Here is a 17,964-nt window from a genome sequence, read left to right as displayed (position 1 = left end):
GAGAGTGAGGTCTATAGAACCAATGGATATTCATATCAATAAAAATTTAACCTTAACAGAGAATCCCTATAAAGAACGTGCACGGATGTTGATCTCCTGTCCAGATGGTCCGGGGATTGTTGCAGCAGTATCATACTTTCTACACCAGCACGGAGCCAATATTGTTCAGTCTGATCAATATACCATGGATCCGGAAGGCGGTATGTTCTTCATGCGTATTGAATTTGACCTTTCTGATCTAGATCAGAAATTCGTTGAATTGAAAGGAAAGTTTCAAGAAGTTGCTACTAAATTTGCGATGAATTGGCAAATTCATAATGTAAGCCGCAAGAAGAGAATGGCTATCTTTGTTTCGAAAGAAGATCATTGCTTAGTTGAATTGCTTTGGCAATGGCAGGCTGGTGACCTTGATGGTGAGATTGCGATGGTTATTAGCAATCATCCTGATATGAAGGACTATGTAGAATCATTCGGTATTCCATATCACATGATTCCAGTAACAGCAGATACGAAGAAAGAAGCGGAACAACGGCAATTAGAAGTAATTGGTGATGATATTGATGTGATCATTCTGGCTCGGTATATGCAGATTATCTCTCCAACATTTATTCAACGCTATCGAAATCGAATTATCAATATTCACCACTCTTTCTTGCCTGCGTTTGTTGGTGGTAAACCTTATGCACAGGCTTATCAGCGTGGTGTGAAGATTATCGGAGCAACGGCGCATTACGTGACAGAAGAGCTTGATGGTGGACCGATTATTGAACAGGATGTACAACGCGTAAGTCATCGTGATGATGTCAGAGAGTTGAAGAGAATAGGTCGGACGATTGAGCGTGTAGTGTTAGCAAGGGCAGTGAAATGGCATATTGAAGACCGAATTTTAGTACATGAGAACAAAACGGTTGTATTTAATTAATTGAGTATAAAATGGTTTACTTACAGAGGTCCTGCACAATGAGTGCGGGATCTTTGTGTTAATATACATATATGTAACATCTAGGAAATTGTAGGATTGTTCTAGTTGGAGATAGTTGCAAACTTTTTACTCGTTAATGACGTCAATAGATAATGAGGAGTATTGGGTTATCTATTCATAGAAAAATAATAGTTCGAGAGAGGGGAAGTTGGATCTTGTTTATTCATACCAGCTATATTAGAAAGTTGATTCTGCCGATCTTGGCACTAATGGTTCTACTTCAAGCTTATATCATTCCAAGTGCTATTCATGCGGATGGTCCTTCCATCACGATCAAGACGGAATATGGGTATAAGGGAAAGGTCAAGAATGGTAAGTGGAATCCTGTAAAGATAACTTTAACAAGTGATAAAGATATTTCAGGAGATATTGTTATAGAGACGACAGATAATTATACGGGCGCTGCATCCTATGTTCAACATGTGGAACTTCCTCAGAACACACCTAAGGAAGTTGTTATTGCGATCCCTGGAATGTTCTATTCCAAGGATAATAATCAAATTAAATTCTATCAAGGTTCCGTTGAGAATGGGAAATACATAGGTTTTAAATCGGGTACGCCATATCTCCAAGGAAACCCTGGATATGGTGCAATTATTGGCGTATTATCTGATGATCCAGATACGATGAATTTCATGAACGTACTTCGAGGTGATGGGTATAATCTCGATGTTGTATCTATGGAACCGACGAGTATTCCAGAAGATCCGATGTTACTTGATAGCCTGGATGTCATAGTCATTAACGGATTCTCATCAGATACACTAAGTGAGTTGCAGATCAATGGAATATCTGGTTGGGTAAAGTCAGGTGGAACATTGGTTCTCGCGGGTGGAGCGGGATATCCCAAGACAGCCTCAGCATTTGCAGAGTTATCTCCTATTCAATATGAGGGTACCTTTTCGGTATCGGAACTTCCGCAACTAGCATCGCTAGGAGAAAATCCTCTCAATTTAAATGATGGATTTACGTTATCGAATGGACAACCTTTAGAAGGTAGTCAGGTTTTATATCATACTGACGATAAGCCACTATTTGTGACACGTCCAGTTGAGCAAGGTAACGTCTTATATGCAGCATATGATCTAGCTATGGCACCCATTGCTTCATGGAATGGACATCCAAAAGTGTGGTCTTTTCTATTAAAGGATGATCTCACTCTAACGACTAATCAGAATGGGATGATGTCTCCAACGAACCAATTAAGTAATCTTGGACATATTCTAAATTACTTCCCTTCTCTCAAAATGCCTGCTTTTAGCGGGTTAGTCTGGATGTTATTGATATACTTAGTGGTTGTTGCACCTGTATTGTATTTGGTATTGAGAAAGGTAGATAAACGAGAGTGGGCATGGTGGATAATACCGCTGATGGCTATTATCGCTAGCGCTACAGTGTATATGGTTGGTTCCTCAGATAAGACTAAAGAATTGGCTCATACGATAAATATACTTGAATTGAATGGTAGTGGTAGTTCAAATACGACGAGTGCTACAGCTTTCTTTACACCTAGGAGTGGAGATTATACCCTTGAATTTCCTGAGAATACACATGTGAGATTACAACGTGATAACAGTGGATTTGGTGGTAATCAAGCGGATAGTAGCTTTATAGAAGTTGGAAGTGAAGAGACCGCAGTGAATCTATTAAATATGCCACAATGGTCACTTGCAAAGTTATGGACACAACAGAGCGATAATCAACAGGTTGGGGCTTTGAACGTAGAGATATCCCTTAACGATAAGGGGAATATTGAAGGACAGATTATGAATGAAACAACAAGTGATCTAACTCGAGTTGTACTTGTCATTGGCGGAAAAGTATATGAGTTAGGGGATCTTGGTAAAAACAAGAAAACGGAGATTCTTGCAACGACAGTAGGGAAAAGTATGAACATGATGGGAGGGAATCTTGGATCTCTTCTATATCCGTACACGAACACCGGTAATAATAATGAGTTCAATCGTGAACGAGATTTATTGATGCAATATGCACCGTCTACTTCATGGTATACAAAAGGCTCATACATTATTGCATGGAGTGATGATCCAATGACAACTTATACGCATGAAGGGAAAGCGATCTCCAGCAATCAATTGAATTTATGGGCACAGCCTGTAACAGTTGAGCTGATTCAAAATGATGTGATAAATATTCCATTTGGTTATATTGTACCAACGATGTCGCAGGTGAGTGCTGGGTTCTTGAACCAAGATCCGAATGGAATGGTCAATATGTCGCAAGGGACGATTTCATTTGAATATGCTCTACCACAGCTAGATCAGGGTGCAGCCTATGAAGAATTAACTCTTAGAGGAATGAGTGTTGGACAAAATACAGAATTCAAAATATGGAATGCGAAAAAGATGGATTGGGAAGTTGTAGAATGGAAAAGTGGTGGCTACACCATAAATACGGATGTAGAACAATATGTCATGAATGGAACAATGTTGAGAATGATGGTATCTGCCCAGAATGAAACTTCATTTGCGTTACCGGATTTAAGACTGAAAGGAAAGGTGAAACCATGATAGAAATCTCACATCTTAGTAAGAGATACGGTAATTTTGATGCGTTGAAGGATATCAATCTCGCCATTTCTAAAGGGACAGTCTTCGGTTTTGTAGGTCCGAATGGTGCAGGTAAGTCAACGACGATGTCCATTCTAGCAACACTAGCTCTTCCAACATCTGGAACGGCTAAGATTGATGGCTATGATGTAACAGAATATCCGAAGGAAGTACGGAAAAGAATCGGTTATATGCCTGACTTTTTTGGAGTATACGATCAGCTAAAGACGACGGAATATTTGCATTTCTATGGAGCAAGTTATCATATTCCGCGTAATGAACGAGAAAAACTCATTCCGCAATTGCTAGATCTGGTGAATTTAAGCGATAAGCAGGATAGCTATGTAGATAGTCTTTCCAGAGGGATGAAACAACGACTATGCTTAGCTCGTTGTCTAGTACATGATCCAGATGTATTGATTCTTGATGAACCAGCATCGGGTCTTGATCCACGTGCACGCATTGAGATGCGAGAAATATTAAAAGAACTGAAATTAATGGGGAAAACAATTATTATTTCCTCACACATCTTACCCGAACTAGCCGAAATGGTGGATCAGATCGGTGTTATAGAGCATGGAGTAATGGTTGCTCAAGGAAAAGTATCCGATATTCAAAATCGCCTTCGTGTTAAGAAAATATTGCATATTCGTACGATGGAAAGAGAAGAAGAGTTAGCTAATCGTCTTCGTGATGAACCCCATGTAAGTGGAGTGCTTGGTGATAACACGGGTGTGCACGTTCATTTCAGCGGTGGAGAAGAAGAACAAGTTCGCTTACTTCAACAAATGATTTCTTGGGGATTCCCGGTTACATCCTTCCATGAAGCTCAGACGAACTTAGAAGATGTATTCTTAGAGATTACAAAAGGAGGGCTGGAACAATGAACTGGAGCAAGAAATTGATAAATCCAGTACTTGATAAGGAAATTAGACTGAGAATGCGCACACCACGTGCGATGTTATCTGTACTGAGCTATATATTAGTATTAGGTTTTATAGCAATGGGTTTTATATATATCACGATGTATCTAAATAATAGCAATGGTGGAACACAACAATTCAATTCAGGTATGAGCCAGATGATGTTCTATGTACTCAGCTTTGCCCAATTGTTGATGATTGCATTTATGGCTCCCGCGTTGACCGCTGGGGTAATCAGCAGTGAGCGTGAAAAACAAACTTTGAGTATGCTTCTAACAACACAGCAGAGCTCAATGACGATTATTCTTAGTAAGTTGTTGTCTTCACTTGGCTTTATGGCATTGATCGTTATTGCAACCTTACCTGTGTATAGCATTGTGTTTTTATTCGGCGGAATTTCACCAAGTCAGTTAGTTTCATTATTTCTATTCTATTTGTTCGTGATGTTATTGCTGGGTTCATTGGGAGTTATGTTCTCTACAATATTTAAAAGAACGATTATTTCTATCATTGTTACATATAGTGTGGGAATATTTATTTTTCTAATTACGGGTCTGCTATATTTGTTCCTGATTAGTATGTGGCAAGGGAATTATGGAGGTTCGGTGGCAGCTCCTACTTTTTCATGGGTTGGATTTATATTAGGGCTAAATCCTGCGGGAGCTATGTTAAGTTTATTCGATCCTACATTCTCCAAAACGATTTTCTATGTACGAGGATCAACGATTAATACAGAAGCTCCAATGCAACTATGGGTTGAGTTCGTTCTTGTATATACCGTTGTTATCATCGGGTCATTATGGGTTAGTATTCGCTCGATCCGTCCAGTACGAAGGAGAAAGAAGCATAAGGTTGTCGAAGAAAGAAACGAGCCTAATGGTGAGATATTAACTGATTTAGACAATATAAACTAAGTTAATTAAATGATCATATTGGTGATAGGGGGTGAGTAGAATAGATCAGAACAAATCTGAAATAAACGATGAAAAATGGAATGCCGTTTCAGAATCCGTAGCTGCCACTCGAAGAAGATTGCAATTATTTCGTGTCATAAAATACGGAGGACATGGTTGGATCTGTGGGTTATTATTGGGGTTGATTTTGCTATTAGCTGCGAGAATATGGTCTATAGAAAATTCCATATATTGGGCTATAGGTATAGTGGGATTAGGTGTCATTGCCGGCTTCATGAGTGGTTTGCTCCATCGAATTACTACAATAAATGCGGCAAGCATCATGGATGGTTCAACGCTTGGTAATGAACGTAGCGATATGCTGGTGACTGCCTTATCGTTCAAGGATATGGATAACGTTGCGGTTCATTGGCAAAGAAATCAAGCAGCAAAGTATGGAACGCAGTTTATCTCTAATATGAGAACACTTCTACCCTGGCCAAACCAACGTAAGTTATGGATAATCTGTGCATCTATGTTTATGGTTGTTCTGATCATAGCCGTTCTTCCGAATCCACAACATAAAGTACTCGCAGATGCCAAACAACAAGAGGAATGGATTAAGACACAGGAGAAACAAATTGATGAGTTGGCTAAGAAATTACAGACTTCTAAACTAGCTTCCATCACCAAACGACCTCTTCAAGATCAAATAGAGCAATTGCAGAAGGAATTAGATGGACAGAAGGATCCTAATCAAGCTCTTGATCAATTGGAGAAAAAGATGAAGGCCATGGAGGAATTGGCCAAGAAACAGGAACTGAAGGAAAAATCTTTAGCTGAAATGGCTGAGAAAATGCGACAGGTCTCTCAATTGTCTTCACTTGCTAAAAGTTTATTAAATCATAGTAAAGATGAACTTCAGAAAGCGATGAGTAATCTAAAGAATGAAATGCAGAAGCTTTCTTCTGCAGAAAAAGAAAAATTACGAGAATCATTAAATAAGCTTGAAAAAGAAGTACCCATGAATGCTGAGAATAAGCAACTGAAGGATGCCTTGAAACAATTAGAAGAAGCGTTAGAAAAAGGTGATTCTACAGAACAAGAGCAAGCTTTACAAAAGCTAGCAGAGGAATTGTCATTAGCCATTGAAGCGAAGTTACAAGCTTTGGAGCAATCAGAAGCAGCCTCTGTACTCAGTGCAGCGTTAGCACAACAGGGTTTAGGATTGGCCGATCAGATGGCAGCTGCAGGACTTGCCTATTCGGATACATGGAGTAGTGGAGGTAGTGCGGAGATGCTAGCTCAGGCTGGAGCGACTGGAAGTGCTAGTACGGGTGAACCTAGTGCAGGACAAGGGGAAACTGCAGGACAAGGAAGTACACCAGGAACAGGTACTGGCCAGGGAAGTGGCAATGGTCAAGGTAGTGGTTCAGGGTCAGGAGGTAAAGGGACTGGAACCGGCTCTGGTACTGGTTCAGGGGCAGGATTAGGAATAGGCGGACGTGAATTAGTGACTACCCCACGTTTAATGGAAGGGAAAGATGGGCTACAAAGTGATGGGGGTCCAATTCAAGGTGGAGGCGGAGACATACAGAAGGGCGGGGACTCACAGATGATCGATGGTGCAAGTCGTCCATATGAAGAAGTGTATGAAGAGTACGCAGCAGAAGCGAAGAAATCGATTGGACGGAACGATCTGCCACAGAAAATGCAGGGGCTTGTAGAAAGCTATTTCACATCAATTAATCCGAACTTTTAAGATATGCTTACGAAGCAAGTTTTTCGAAGAGAAATCACGAAGTAGCACATAAAACTTAGGATTATGCTTACGAAGCAAGTTTTTCGAAGAGAAATCACGAAGTAGCACATAAAACTTTTAGGAGGACAATTATGCCTGAAATACAACCCGAGGTATGGAAAGAAACGATATCTCGTGTGCGTCAGCAGATTGGTGAGGTAATTGTTGGACAACAAGAGGTCGTTGAGCAGATGTTATGGTGTATCTTTGCTGGTGGACATGCTTTGTTAGAGGGGATTCCCGGCTTAGGTAAAACGATGCTCGTACGTACAATTGCTGACAGTTTGGACTTATCTTTTTCACGGATTCAGTTTACGCCAGATTTAATGCCAAGTGATATTACAGGGACACAGGTTCTCTCATTTGGTAATCAAGGCGTAACGGGAATGACTTTTCAGAGCGGGCCGATTTTCAGTAGCATTGTCCTTGCGGATGAGATTAACCGGGCTACACCTAAGACTCAAAGTGCTTTGCTAGAAGCGATGCAGGAACACACTGTGACAATCGGTAATACGACGCATTTATTGCCGCAGCCTTTCTTCGTATTGGCGACACAGAATCCCCTAGAGAATGAGGGGACTTATCCCTTGCCTGAGGCACAACTTGACCGCTTTCAGTTGAAAATTATGGTCCCTTATCCGAATGCGGATGAATTGAAAGAAATTGTGCGGAGAACGACTTCTTCACATCAGGCAATCGTGAGTAAACAGGCAACGGCTACGGAATTAATGGAAATTCAGCAAGGATCCCGCGAAGTGTTGGTTGCCGAAGAAGTATTAGATTATGCAGTCAGACTTATGATGATGACACACCCAGAAGAAGCATCAGCTACGGAAAGTGTTCGTAAATATGTTCGGTTCGGTTCGGGACCGCGTGGAATCCAATCTATCATTTCGACGGGGAAGGTACGTGCGATATGTAATGGAAGAATGCATCTTTCTACAGGTGATATTCACGCAGTAGCCATTCCTGCACTAAGACATCGTATTTTTTTGAATTTCGAAGGACAAGCAAGAGGGATAACGACAGATCAGATCATTCAGGAAATTATGGATACGCTTGGAGGTAAGGGATGAACGGGCAATATTTACTCCCGTCAGATTGGCTTCCCCGCCTAGAAAGATTGAGTTTAGGTGCGGGTAGAAGAGTAGCAGGTACAATGCAAGGTAAACGTCGCTCGCGCCATTTAGGATCATCACTTGAATTTGCAGATTACCGCCCGTACACTGCTGGGGATGATATCCGTAGGTTCGATTGGGGTGTATATTCACGTACCGGTAAACCTTTCATCCGCCAATTCATGGATGAACAAGAATTAATGGTCAGCGTGTATGTGGATTGTTCTAAATCTATGGATTTCGGTGCTAGAGTTGCAAAGGGAAGTACAGTGGAGAACAAGGGAATTCCAAGTAAACTGCAGTACGCCAAGCAACTAGCAGCAAGTATAGGGTATATTGCATTATGCTCCTATGAGCGTCTGCAAGTAGCTTGTTACAGTCAATCAATAGACTATCGTTTGCCTATAATAAGAGGGCGTGGAGCAGTTCATCGATTATTTCAGTTTCTAGAAGATTCACCAGTAGGTGGAGAGGGTAGCTTAGCGTCTAGTCTTGCTGAACCTGGTGCGATTCCTCGGTTGCCAGGTATGACATGGATATTCTCGGATTTCTGGCTACGTCAGGGAGAAGAGGAGATTGGTAATGTGTTGTCCAGACTCACTGGAGCAGGGCAGGAGGTTGTACTCGTTCATATATTGTCCCAAGAGGAGATGAATCCCGCATTGAGCGGAGATTTAAGGCTAGTCGATAGTGAGATCGAAACGGGTAAGGATGTAGCTTTAACCGGAAAAGTATTACAGGCATATCGCGCAGAATGGGATAAATATCATCAACATTTATCCAGTTATGCAGCTGAACGAGGGATATCATATGTTCTTATTCCGAATGATATGTCCTTACAGCAAGCTGTATTCGGTATACTAGCAGAGTCGGGGCTGATTATGACTTAGAAGTTTTGCTTCGCAAAACTTGGCATATGCTTACGATGCGATTTTTGTTATGAAGTAGAACCAAGGAGCATCGCTCCACAAAAATTAAGCATATGCTTACGATGCTAGTTTTTGAAACGAAGATAATTCATAGGAGTGTAGCTCTTCAAAATCTTGGTTTATGCTTACGAAGTAGTTTTGCTTCGCAAAACTTTTAGGAGGAACTATTGTGGGAATCGGATCCTGGCTTGGGATGGTGTTTGGTTTAAGCATACCGGCTATTTTGCTGATGTATTTGTTGAAACGAAAATTTATAGATACGTTGGTGCCAAGTCATCTTCTTTGGGAACGAGTCCTGCGGAATATCGAGGCGAACCGCCCTTGGCAGAAACTACAGAACAGATTATTGCTGTGGCTACAGCTGATCGTAGCGGCTTTACTTGTGTTTGCATTGATGCAACCGTATGGGTGGGTATCCGATAACGTTAAAAGTCATGTGGTCATTGTTGCGGATACCTCGGGTAGCATGAGTGCAAACACGGATGACCTTGATGCGGAAGGTGAAAATTCAAATTCAGAATTGAAGCGAATAGATCTTTTGAAATCACAGGCGAAAGATTATCTGAAGGATCATGCGAAGAGTAGTGAAATAACACTTCTAAGTATGGATTCGGAACCTAAGATTGTCATATCACGTGAGAAGAACCATAAGGAAGTCGAGGAAGCCTTGAACAATCTTCAACCGTATTATGGCAAGGCTGCCTATCAAGAAACACTATCACTAGCTTCAGCGTTAACGACGGATGAACAAGATGCTGAAATTATTGTATTTACTGATACGCAATGGAAAGGCGATACCGAAGGAATATCTTTTCAAGTGCCTAGTGTAGTAGTTGATATCGGAGCATCGCCATTAAATAACATTGGAATCAAACAATTCGGAGTGCAGAGCAACTCGACAGGTACCATAGCGGTAGCTGTTCTTGAAAGTATGACAGATATTGCCGATCCCATTGAGTATAGTTTATATGGAGACGAACAATTGTTAGTTACGCAAAATACTGAATTTCAGGATGGTACAGCAACGATAAGAATAGATAACTTGCAGGATGCCGAAGTATATCGTTTAGAGATTCTATCGAAGGATGCTTATCAAGCAGATAATATTTCGTTTGCGTTCGGAAGTAACAATACTACATCCAAAGTCCTGTTGCTATCATCCGGTAATTTTTTCTTAGAAAAGGCACTTCAGTTAACAGGTGTAGAAGTTACTAAGATGGTAATTAATGATTCTGTTACCGAGGAAGGTATTAAGAGCGAAGTAGGATTGGCGGTATCATCACCTCCAGTGCCGGGAGATAAACCGGATTTAATTGTGATTGAAGGAGTCATACCACCATTTATCACACAAGGTGATTGGGAGAAGCTGTTGAGTGATACACCTTTATGGCATATTGGTGGGGCTGGAAAGGAAGTGAATGTAGGTGGTGAGAAGGCTATATTGCATGATCATGCGGTTACCCAATACCTCTCACTTTCTAACATTTATGTGGGCGTGATCTTGGAAACAGATGTACCTGAATGGGGAGATCCTATTGTTGAGATTGGAGGAAAAGCGGCGATTTATGCAGGTAAGGAGAGTGGACACTCGCGGTTATCATTTCTATTTAAGTTAGAGGATAGTGATCTACCACTGTCTGCTGAATTTCCAATCTTGGTGAATAATGCGGTCTCATGGTTGAGTAATGAGGAAGGGTATGGTCTGGGAAGAGTCATTGCTGGAGCTAGTCTAGATATCCCGATATCTGTTGAAGTAACGAAAGCGATATGGATTGCTAAAGGTGGACTAGCGTTAGCATCAGGAATTGAGCCTATTGCAGCGGATCAAGGAACGAGAGGGTACAACACGATTCAGAAGACACCTGCTATTCCTGGATTGTATGCTTTTGAACAACAAGATAGGGAAGGGAATAAAACAAGCTATTGGGTGGATGTAACGGCTGATCCTTTTGAAAGTGATATTGGTGAGAAGACAGCCTTATCTTTTACACAACAAATATCTGAGACAACTGGTGATATGGAACAAAATGACGTTAGGAATGCGAAAGTTGAAGAAGGAAAAGTCCCAATGTCATTGATGTGGATTGTCGCTGCGGTTGCACTTGTGATCATATTGTTGGAATGGGGGGTGTACCAGCGTGGGCGTTCAATTTAATCATCCGTGGCTGTTATTATTACTTATTCCACTTACCATTCTGATGGTGTATGCCTATAAGTCGGATTTTCGATTATCAAAGGGACGTAAGAAGTGGGCCATAGGAATTCGTTCAACCATACTAGTATTACTCGTTCTGATGTTATCTGGTCTGCAAACCTATACTATTCTCTATCAAAAAGATGTGGTATATCTCGTTGATCGCTCACTCAGTATGCCTAATGGGGAGAATCTAGTTCATTGGATTGAGCAATCAGCAGAATATAAGGAAAAGCAAGATCGAACTTCGATCGTATCCTCTGGCCTAGGAGCCGCGGTTGAGCGTCAGTTATCAACTTCATTACTGGAAGAAGTACAATTGAACGCAACTTTGAAACGGGAATTTAGTAATTTAGAAGCGGGTATGCAGTTAAGTAGTAGTCTTCTAAATAGCAAAGGTGATTCACGAATTGTGATGATCACGGATGGAGAAGAGAATGTAGGTAGCATGCTTGCGGCAGGTAGGTTGCTGAAGGATCGTGGCATCGCTGTGGATGTCTTAGAGTCACCTCAACCTGTAATTCAAGATGTTGCTGTAGAAGAGCTTATCGTACCTGACAAACTGTATCAAGCTGAATCCTTTTATTTCGAGGTTATGCTTCGAAGTACTTATGAGGGTTTAGGTGAATTACGACTTTATGAAGATAATCGTGAAATAGGAAGACAGAAGGTGGAAGTAACACCAGGGGATAACCGATTTGGATTGAAAGGATTGGCCAAGTCGACTGGTCTTCATCGTTATCGAGCTGAAATCTATATGGATGGTGATGAACAATCTGCGAATAATGGTGGGTACGCTTTTACTCGAGTAGAGGGTCCACCACAAGTTCTGGTTGTTGAAGGTGAAGAGAATACTTCGGGGAATATTACAGGAGCTCTTTCGTCTGGTCTAATACAATATGATGTCATAGCACCTGAACTTTTGCCTACAGAGTTAGCGAAATATGGTGCATACGATAGTATTGTGTTCAACAATGTGTCAGGGGATCAAGTCGGTGGACGTCAGATGGATCTGATTGAACAGGCTGTCAGAAGCTATGGCATTGGGTTCATGATGGCTGGTGGAGAGAAAAGTTATGGAATGGGTGGTTACTTTAAGACACCTATTGAGAAACTGCTGCCCGTATCGATGGAACTAGAGGGGAAACGAGAGATTCCATCTTTAGGTCTAATTCTGGTCATTGACCGTTCAGGAAGTATGAGTGGAGAAAAAATTGAGCTAGCGAAGGAAGCAGCCATGAGAACCGTTGAGTTACTACGTCCCAAGGATACGGTTGGGGTGGTGGCTTTTGATGGCCAGCCATGGTGGGTAGTTACACCTCAGAAAATGACAAACAAAGAGGAGATCCTTGGACAAATTCAGTCCATACAATCAGAGGGTGGAACAGATATTTATCCGGCTTTAAGTTCTGCTGTTCAAGAGTTACTCTTAGTGGAAGCACAGCGAAAACATATTATTCTTCTGACGGATGGACAATCTGCTGGAAATGGAGCATACGATGGACTTATTCAGCAAATGAAAGACGATAATATGACACTCTCATCTGTGGCCGTAGGACAGGATTCAGATAAGATGTTATTAGAGATGTTAGCTAATATGGCTGGTGGGAGATATTATTTTGCACAGGATGCTACCACGATTCCGGCGATCTTCAGTCGAGAAGCAGTGATGATGGCTCAATCCTACATTGTTGATAAACCATTTATTCCTGCGGTACAAGATGCAGGTGATTGGAGTACGCTTCTGGAGAATGGATTACCTACTGTTTATGGCTATGTCGCGACCACTGCTAAATCGACTGCACAGACGGTACTTGTGAGTCCAGAGCCCGATCCTTTGTTAGCTAGATGGCAGTATGGTTCAGGACGTACAGTAGCATGGACCAGTGATCTGACAGGGAAATGGTCGCAGGATTGGGTGTCATGGTCCGCTTTCTCTGATGTTCTGACGCAGTTGATTAAGTGGACATTTCCTCAATTCACATCTTCTCCTTATGAAGTTAAAACGACTGTGGCAGGAAATCAAGTTCAATTACAGGTGGATGTTAACGGAGACGAAGTTGCGCCTGATCATATGATTGCACTCGTCACTGGTGATGATTTAGAAGAGAAGAAAGTTACTTTATATCAGGAAGCTCCTGGTCAATATACCGGAGAAGTGATGGTTGATCAGCCTGGTGCGTATATGTTGTCTTTCGTAAATGAAACGGCAGATGAAGATAAGATTTTAGGACAAGGGACGGGGTTGATCGTCCCGTATTCACCTGAGTATCGAATAGCAAGTGGAGATTCGAGTCAGGGACTTACAACACTAGCTGAGCTCACAGGTGGTCGAATGCTGGCATGGGATCAGCCACAAGAGTTGTTCGCATCTAAGGCTAGACCAAGCCGGATGCTGCATGATTTGAGCTACGCTCTACTCGTAGCAGCATTGTTGCTGTGGGTCGCGGACATCGCGGTGCGCCGTTTGGCGCTACCGTGGGGCGCGTTCGCGACCCGGTTCACCGCCGCCATCCTGCGGCGGCGGTCCGCTCCTGCCGGCGAGGCTGCGCCAGCCGCCGGCTTGAAGCGGCTAGCGGCGCGCAAGGATCGCACCGCAGCCTTTTACGGCGGCGGCTCCGCGGCCAAGCCGCCGCCAGTAGCATCGCCCGCGGAACGCGGCGATGCCAGCGGGCGGAGCCCGCAAGAAGCCGGGGCTCGCCCGGCTTCGGCAGTGCGTGCGGTAGCTGCGCCGCAGCCGCACGCACAGGCTCGGCCTGCGGCTGCCGAGCCGAACGATATCGCGGCGGCTCCAATCTCGCCACCGCAACCGCAGGAGCAGTCCACTTCGATGGACCGCCTGCTTGCTGCAAAGAAGCGCAATTCGCGCTAATACGTTAGTTAAGTGGCTTCGATTAAGCCGTATCGTGATCATCCCTGCATATAAAGCGCAATAACACATGATTGATAACTTTATAGCCCAAGCAGAAACGGCTATGCCGTCCTCTTGCAAGGAATTTATGATTCCGATGTTAGTGATACCTTGTATCACTTTAGGTATCCGTCTCTGCCGAAATATAAGAAATAGAGGTTCAAGAATCAATTTCATAATTACGCAAATTGATTTAGATGCATCGGCGATTATGAAATTGACTCAAGTGAAACTTATATTTTCTTATATTTTCAGAAAAGCAAAAAAGTCTGATGTCGATAGAGTTTCGACATCAGACTTTTTGTTTAAAGGTTTTTTATATGTTTAAATACTATTATGCAGTAACGATACGTTTGAATGGAAAACGAGTGGGTTGAAGGTAAGTTCTAAGTTTTCCTTCATACATTAATTGCAGATCTGGAGCATGCACTAAATCTCCTGGAGTAGCAAGTAAACAGGATTTATTGACTAAATGAACACCACTAGTTTCGAATACAGAAGCTACAAATTGAGAACAAAAATAAGCATGATCCCTTTTGATTTGAATATTCAATAAAAGTGCAAACATTCCGATTAGGTTATATTTATATTGTTCTTGATTACGTTCCATATGAAGGATTTGTCTGCGAATATGTTGATATTCTATTGAGGTAACCTTACAACAATAGACTGCACAAGTGGCATGCCTGAACAATTTTCCATTCATATCCTCCTTAATAAAACCGCCGAAGAAAGGATTATGTGGATTTTTTCGCCCGAAACTATATACCTCTGTTAATTCTCGGTCAAAAGCAATCGATGCATGATTAAGAGGATCCTTTGTAAACCATTTAATTGTTCTAGTAAGAAGCGTTCCTGTATCAGTTAATAGAACATATACTTCATGCTCCTTAGACATGTTCAATCATCCTCCGGGTAAATCATTTCAACCATACGTCCTTCATTCTTATAATCGATACTCATAGTTTAACATATTTACCCTGTATTTTACCATATCGCTTTTCACTTCCCTTTGTGGTAAATATAGTCTTCATTAAAATAGGCTTGTCATTTTCTTTTAAAACATAGGATAAGTCACTATTAGAATGTGAAAACTGAACAAGGATATGGAAATGCAGACAGCCAAGTGATACAATAAGTCATATTGAAACATTCAAAGCGGATTTATATCTTTGTAGCGGGGAAAACACGCTATTGGATTCTCCGTAATTGAAGTTTTTACAGATGTAAGAGGAGGATTAAGATGACTATTCAAGAAGTGAATAACCAGATTGACAATTTATCTATTACTACAATCCGTACTTTGGCTATTGATGCCATTGAAAAGGCGAATTCAGGACACCCAGGTATGCCAATGGGTTCTGCTCCAATGGGGTATCAATTATTCGCAAAAACAATGAATCACAATCCTGATCAACCATCATGGATTAATCGTGACCGTTTCGTATTGTCTGCGGGACATGGATCAATGTTGTTGTACAGCTTGTTACACTTGAGTGGATATGACCTTCCAATGGAAGAATTGAAGCAGTTCCGTCAATGGGGTAGCTTGACTCCAGGCCACCCAGAATACGGTCACACTGCTGGTGTTGATGCTACAACGGGTCCTCTTGGTCAAGGTATTGGTATGGCAGTAGGTATGGCTATGGCTGAAGCTCAACTAGGTGCAACTTATAATAAAGATGCCTATAAAGTGGTTGACCATTTCACTTATGCTATTTGTGGTGACGGAGATTTGATGGAAGGGATCTCCAGTGAATCAGCTTCCTTAGCCGCGCATCTTAAACTTGGTAAGTTGATCACTCTATATGATTCCAATGATATTTCATTAGATGGTAAACTTAACCTTTCCTTCTCTGAAAGTGTTCAGAAACGCTTCGAAGCTTATGGCTGGCAAGTGTTGCGCGTAGAAGATGGTAATGATCTACCTGCAATTGAAAAGGCAATTAAAGAGGCTCAAGCTGATACAGATCGTCCAACATTGATTGAAGTAAAAACAGTCATTGGTTACGGTAGCCCGAACAAACAAGGTAAGGGTGGACATGGTGGTACTCACGGATCACCGCTTGGTGCTGAAGAAGCTAAGTTAACTAAAGAAGCTTATAAATGGGTATATGAAGAAGACTTCTATGTACCACAAGAAGTTCGTGAACATTTCGCTAAAGTAAAAGAACACGGTATTGCTGCTTACCAAGCATGGGAAGAACAGTTTGCTAAATATAAACAAGCTTTCCCTGAACTTGCAGCACAATTTGAGATTGCTATTTCAGATAAATTACCTGAAGGTTGGGACAAAGACCTTCCTAAATATACTACTGAAGACAAAGCAGTCTCCACTCGTGTAGCTTCTGGTAATGCTTTGAATGGTCTTGTTGGCAATGTACCACATCTTCTAGGTGGATCTGCTGACTTGGAAAGTTCAACTATGACACACCTGAATGGTCTGGATACATTCCACGCTACGAACTATGCAGGTCGCAATGTGTATTATGGTGTGCGTGAATTTGGAATGGCTGCAGCTATGAACGGAATTGCACTTCATAAAGGACTTAAAATTTTCGGTGGAACATTCTTCGTATTTACTGATTATTTACGTCCAGCTGTACGTTTAGCAGCAATTATGGGTCTTCCAGTTACTTATGTGCTGACACATGATAGTATCGCTGTCGGAGAAGATGGACCAACACATGAACCGATTGAACAATTAGCTTCCCTACGTATTATCCCAGGACTTACAGTTATCCGTCCTGCAGATGCTAACGAAACTTCAGCAGCATGGGCATATACAGTAGAGAATACTTCTAATCCAGTAGCGCTAGTATTGACTCGTCAGAACCTTCCAATCCTACCAGCAACGGTTGATGGTGCTCGTGAAGGTATTAAACGAGGTGCTTATGTTGTAGCCGATGCGAAGAATGGTAAACCAGTTGCACAGATTCTTGCAACAGGTTCTGAAGTTCAACTAGCAGTTAAGGCTCAAGAAGAACTAGCTAAGGAAGGCATTGAAGTACGTGTTATCAGTATGCCAAGTTGGGATTTGTTCGAGAAACAAGATAAAGCTTACAAAGAATCTGTTATTCTTCCAGAAGTAAAAGCACGTCTAGCTGTTGAGATGGCTTATCCACTTGGATGGGAGAAATATGTTGGAGATCAAGGAGATATTCTTGGTATTTCAACATTTGGAGCATCCGCACCTGGAGACCGTGTAATGAAGGAATACGGTTTCACAGTTGAGAATGTAGTTAGTCGCGTCAAAGCGTTACTATAATCTATACCATCCATCTTGAATTAAAGGAGCAGTTAGCATATGTCGGAGTTTAATAACGTTACGATTGTAAAGGCCGCAAATGTATATTTTGACGGGAAGGTTACTAGTCGGACTGTCATACTTGATGATGGATCTAAAGTAACATTAGGCATAATGCTGCCTGGGACTTATGAATTCGGTACAGATGGACCTGAGATCATGGAGATACTATCCGGTGATTTAAATGTAAAGCTTCCTGGCACAGAAGTGTGGCAGGAGATCAAGGGTACAGGTACATTCAACGTTCCTGGAAATGCTAAGTTTACTGTGGAAGTGTTGAACGTAACAGATTATTGTTGTTCTTACTCTACCAAATAAATAATAGGGCTGTCCCAT

General features: G+C 41.8%; 12 protein-coding genes. 11 read left to right on the top strand and 1 reads right to left on the bottom strand.

Annotated elements, in window-relative coordinates; translation table 11 throughout:
- Nucleotides 1–22: 22 nt before the first annotated feature.
- The 9 genes from purU to LPB68_RS08045 all read left to right on the top strand — a co-directional run bounded on the left by purU (nucleotide 23) and on the right by LPB68_RS08045 (nucleotide 14,282).
- Complete coding sequence (gene purU / locus LPB68_RS08085) at nucleotides 23–922, top strand: formyltetrahydrofolate deformylase (RefSeq protein WP_068654426.1); 900 nt, start codon at nucleotides 23–25, stop codon at nucleotides 920–922.
- Between the two features lie 215 nt (nucleotides 923–1,137).
- Entirely contained in the window at nucleotides 1,138–3,513 is a 2,376-nt protein-coding gene (locus tag LPB68_RS08080; protein ID WP_082865531.1) for a DUF7408 domain-containing protein, read from the top strand.
- On the top strand, nucleotides 3,510–4,439 hold the full coding sequence (locus LPB68_RS08075) for an ABC transporter ATP-binding protein (protein WP_068654425.1): 930 nt from the start codon (nucleotides 3,510–3,512) through the stop codon (nucleotides 4,437–4,439). The genes LPB68_RS08080 and LPB68_RS08075 overlap by 4 nt, the downstream gene beginning before the upstream one ends.
- Nucleotides 4,436–5,389: an ABC transporter permease gene (locus LPB68_RS08070; RefSeq protein ID WP_068654423.1), complete on the top strand. Its 954-nt coding sequence runs from the start codon at nucleotides 4,436–4,438 to the stop codon at nucleotides 5,387–5,389. Before LPB68_RS08075 ends, LPB68_RS08070 begins: the two co-directional genes overlap by 4 nt.
- 31 nt (nucleotides 5,390–5,420) lie before the next feature.
- Entirely contained in the window at nucleotides 5,421–7,130 is a 1,710-nt protein-coding gene (locus LPB68_RS22725) for a phage tail tape measure protein (RefSeq protein WP_099458636.1), read from the top strand.
- Nucleotides 7,131–7,261: 131 nt separating this feature from the next.
- A complete protein-coding gene (locus tag LPB68_RS08060; RefSeq protein ID WP_068654420.1) occupies nucleotides 7,262–8,245 on the top strand; it encodes an AAA family ATPase in 984 nt (327 codons plus the stop codon).
- Complete coding sequence (locus tag LPB68_RS08055; RefSeq protein WP_068654418.1) at nucleotides 8,242–9,177, top strand: DUF58 domain-containing protein; 936 nt, start codon at nucleotides 8,242–8,244, stop codon at nucleotides 9,175–9,177. The genes LPB68_RS08060 and LPB68_RS08055 overlap by 4 nt, the downstream gene beginning before the upstream one ends.
- Nucleotides 9,178–9,385: 208 nt before the next feature.
- Nucleotides 9,386–11,371: a vWA domain-containing protein gene (locus tag LPB68_RS08050; protein WP_068654417.1), complete on the top strand. Its 1,986-nt coding sequence runs from the start codon at nucleotides 9,386–9,388 to the stop codon at nucleotides 11,369–11,371.
- Nucleotides 11,355–14,282, top strand: a complete 2,928-nt coding sequence (locus LPB68_RS08045) for a VWA domain-containing protein (protein ID WP_068654415.1) — start codon at nucleotides 11,355–11,357, stop codon at nucleotides 14,280–14,282. Before LPB68_RS08050 ends, LPB68_RS08045 begins: the two co-directional genes overlap by 17 nt.
- A gap of 373 nt (nucleotides 14,283–14,655) precedes the next feature.
- Here the strand turns inward: LPB68_RS08045 and LPB68_RS08040 are convergent, their stop codons facing one another.
- Nucleotides 14,656–15,219, bottom strand: a complete 564-nt coding sequence (locus LPB68_RS08040) for a C40 family peptidase (protein WP_068654412.1) — start codon at nucleotides 15,217–15,219, stop codon at nucleotides 14,656–14,658.
- Nucleotides 15,220–15,564: 345 nt separating this feature from the next.
- Between LPB68_RS08040 and tkt the strand changes: the two genes are divergently transcribed.
- Entirely contained in the window at nucleotides 15,565–17,589 is a 2,025-nt protein-coding gene (tkt, locus tag LPB68_RS08035; RefSeq protein WP_068654410.1) for a transketolase, read from the top strand.
- Nucleotides 17,590–17,628: 39 nt separating this feature from the next.
- Nucleotides 17,629–17,946, top strand: coding sequence for a pyrimidine/purine nucleoside phosphorylase (ppnP, locus tag LPB68_RS08030; protein WP_068654408.1), 318 nt, complete (start codon nucleotides 17,629–17,631; stop codon nucleotides 17,944–17,946).
- Nucleotides 17,947–17,964 lie beyond the last annotated feature (18 nt).

The organism is Paenibacillus crassostreae, from assembly GCF_001857945.1.
GTDB classification, from domain to species: Bacteria; Bacillota; Bacilli; order Paenibacillales; family Paenibacillaceae; genus Paenibacillus_AQ; species Paenibacillus_AQ crassostreae.
This window is presented reverse-complemented; position numbering and strand designations above follow the sequence as displayed.

Coding starts and splice junctions, on each gene's coding strand:
- purU (WP_068654426.1), top strand. CDS start 23: ATGGATATTCATATCAATAAAAATTTAACCTTAACAGAGAATCCCTAT.
- LPB68_RS08075 (WP_068654425.1), top strand. CDS start 3,510: ATGATAGAAATCTCACATCTTAGTAAGAGATACGGTAATTTTGATGCG.
- LPB68_RS08070 (WP_068654423.1), top strand. CDS start 4,436: ATGAACTGGAGCAAGAAATTGATAAATCCAGTACTTGATAAGGAAATT.
- LPB68_RS08060 (WP_068654420.1), top strand. CDS start 7,262: ATGCCTGAAATACAACCCGAGGTATGGAAAGAAACGATATCTCGTGTG.
- LPB68_RS08055 (WP_068654418.1), top strand. CDS start 8,242: ATGAACGGGCAATATTTACTCCCGTCAGATTGGCTTCCCCGCCTAGAA.
- LPB68_RS08040 (WP_068654412.1), bottom strand. CDS start 15,219: ATGTCTAAGGAGCATGAAGTATATGTTCTATTAACTGATACAGGAACG.
- tkt (WP_068654410.1), top strand. CDS start 15,565: ATGACTATTCAAGAAGTGAATAACCAGATTGACAATTTATCTATTACT.
- ppnP (WP_068654408.1), top strand. CDS start 17,629: ATGTCGGAGTTTAATAACGTTACGATTGTAAAGGCCGCAAATGTATAT.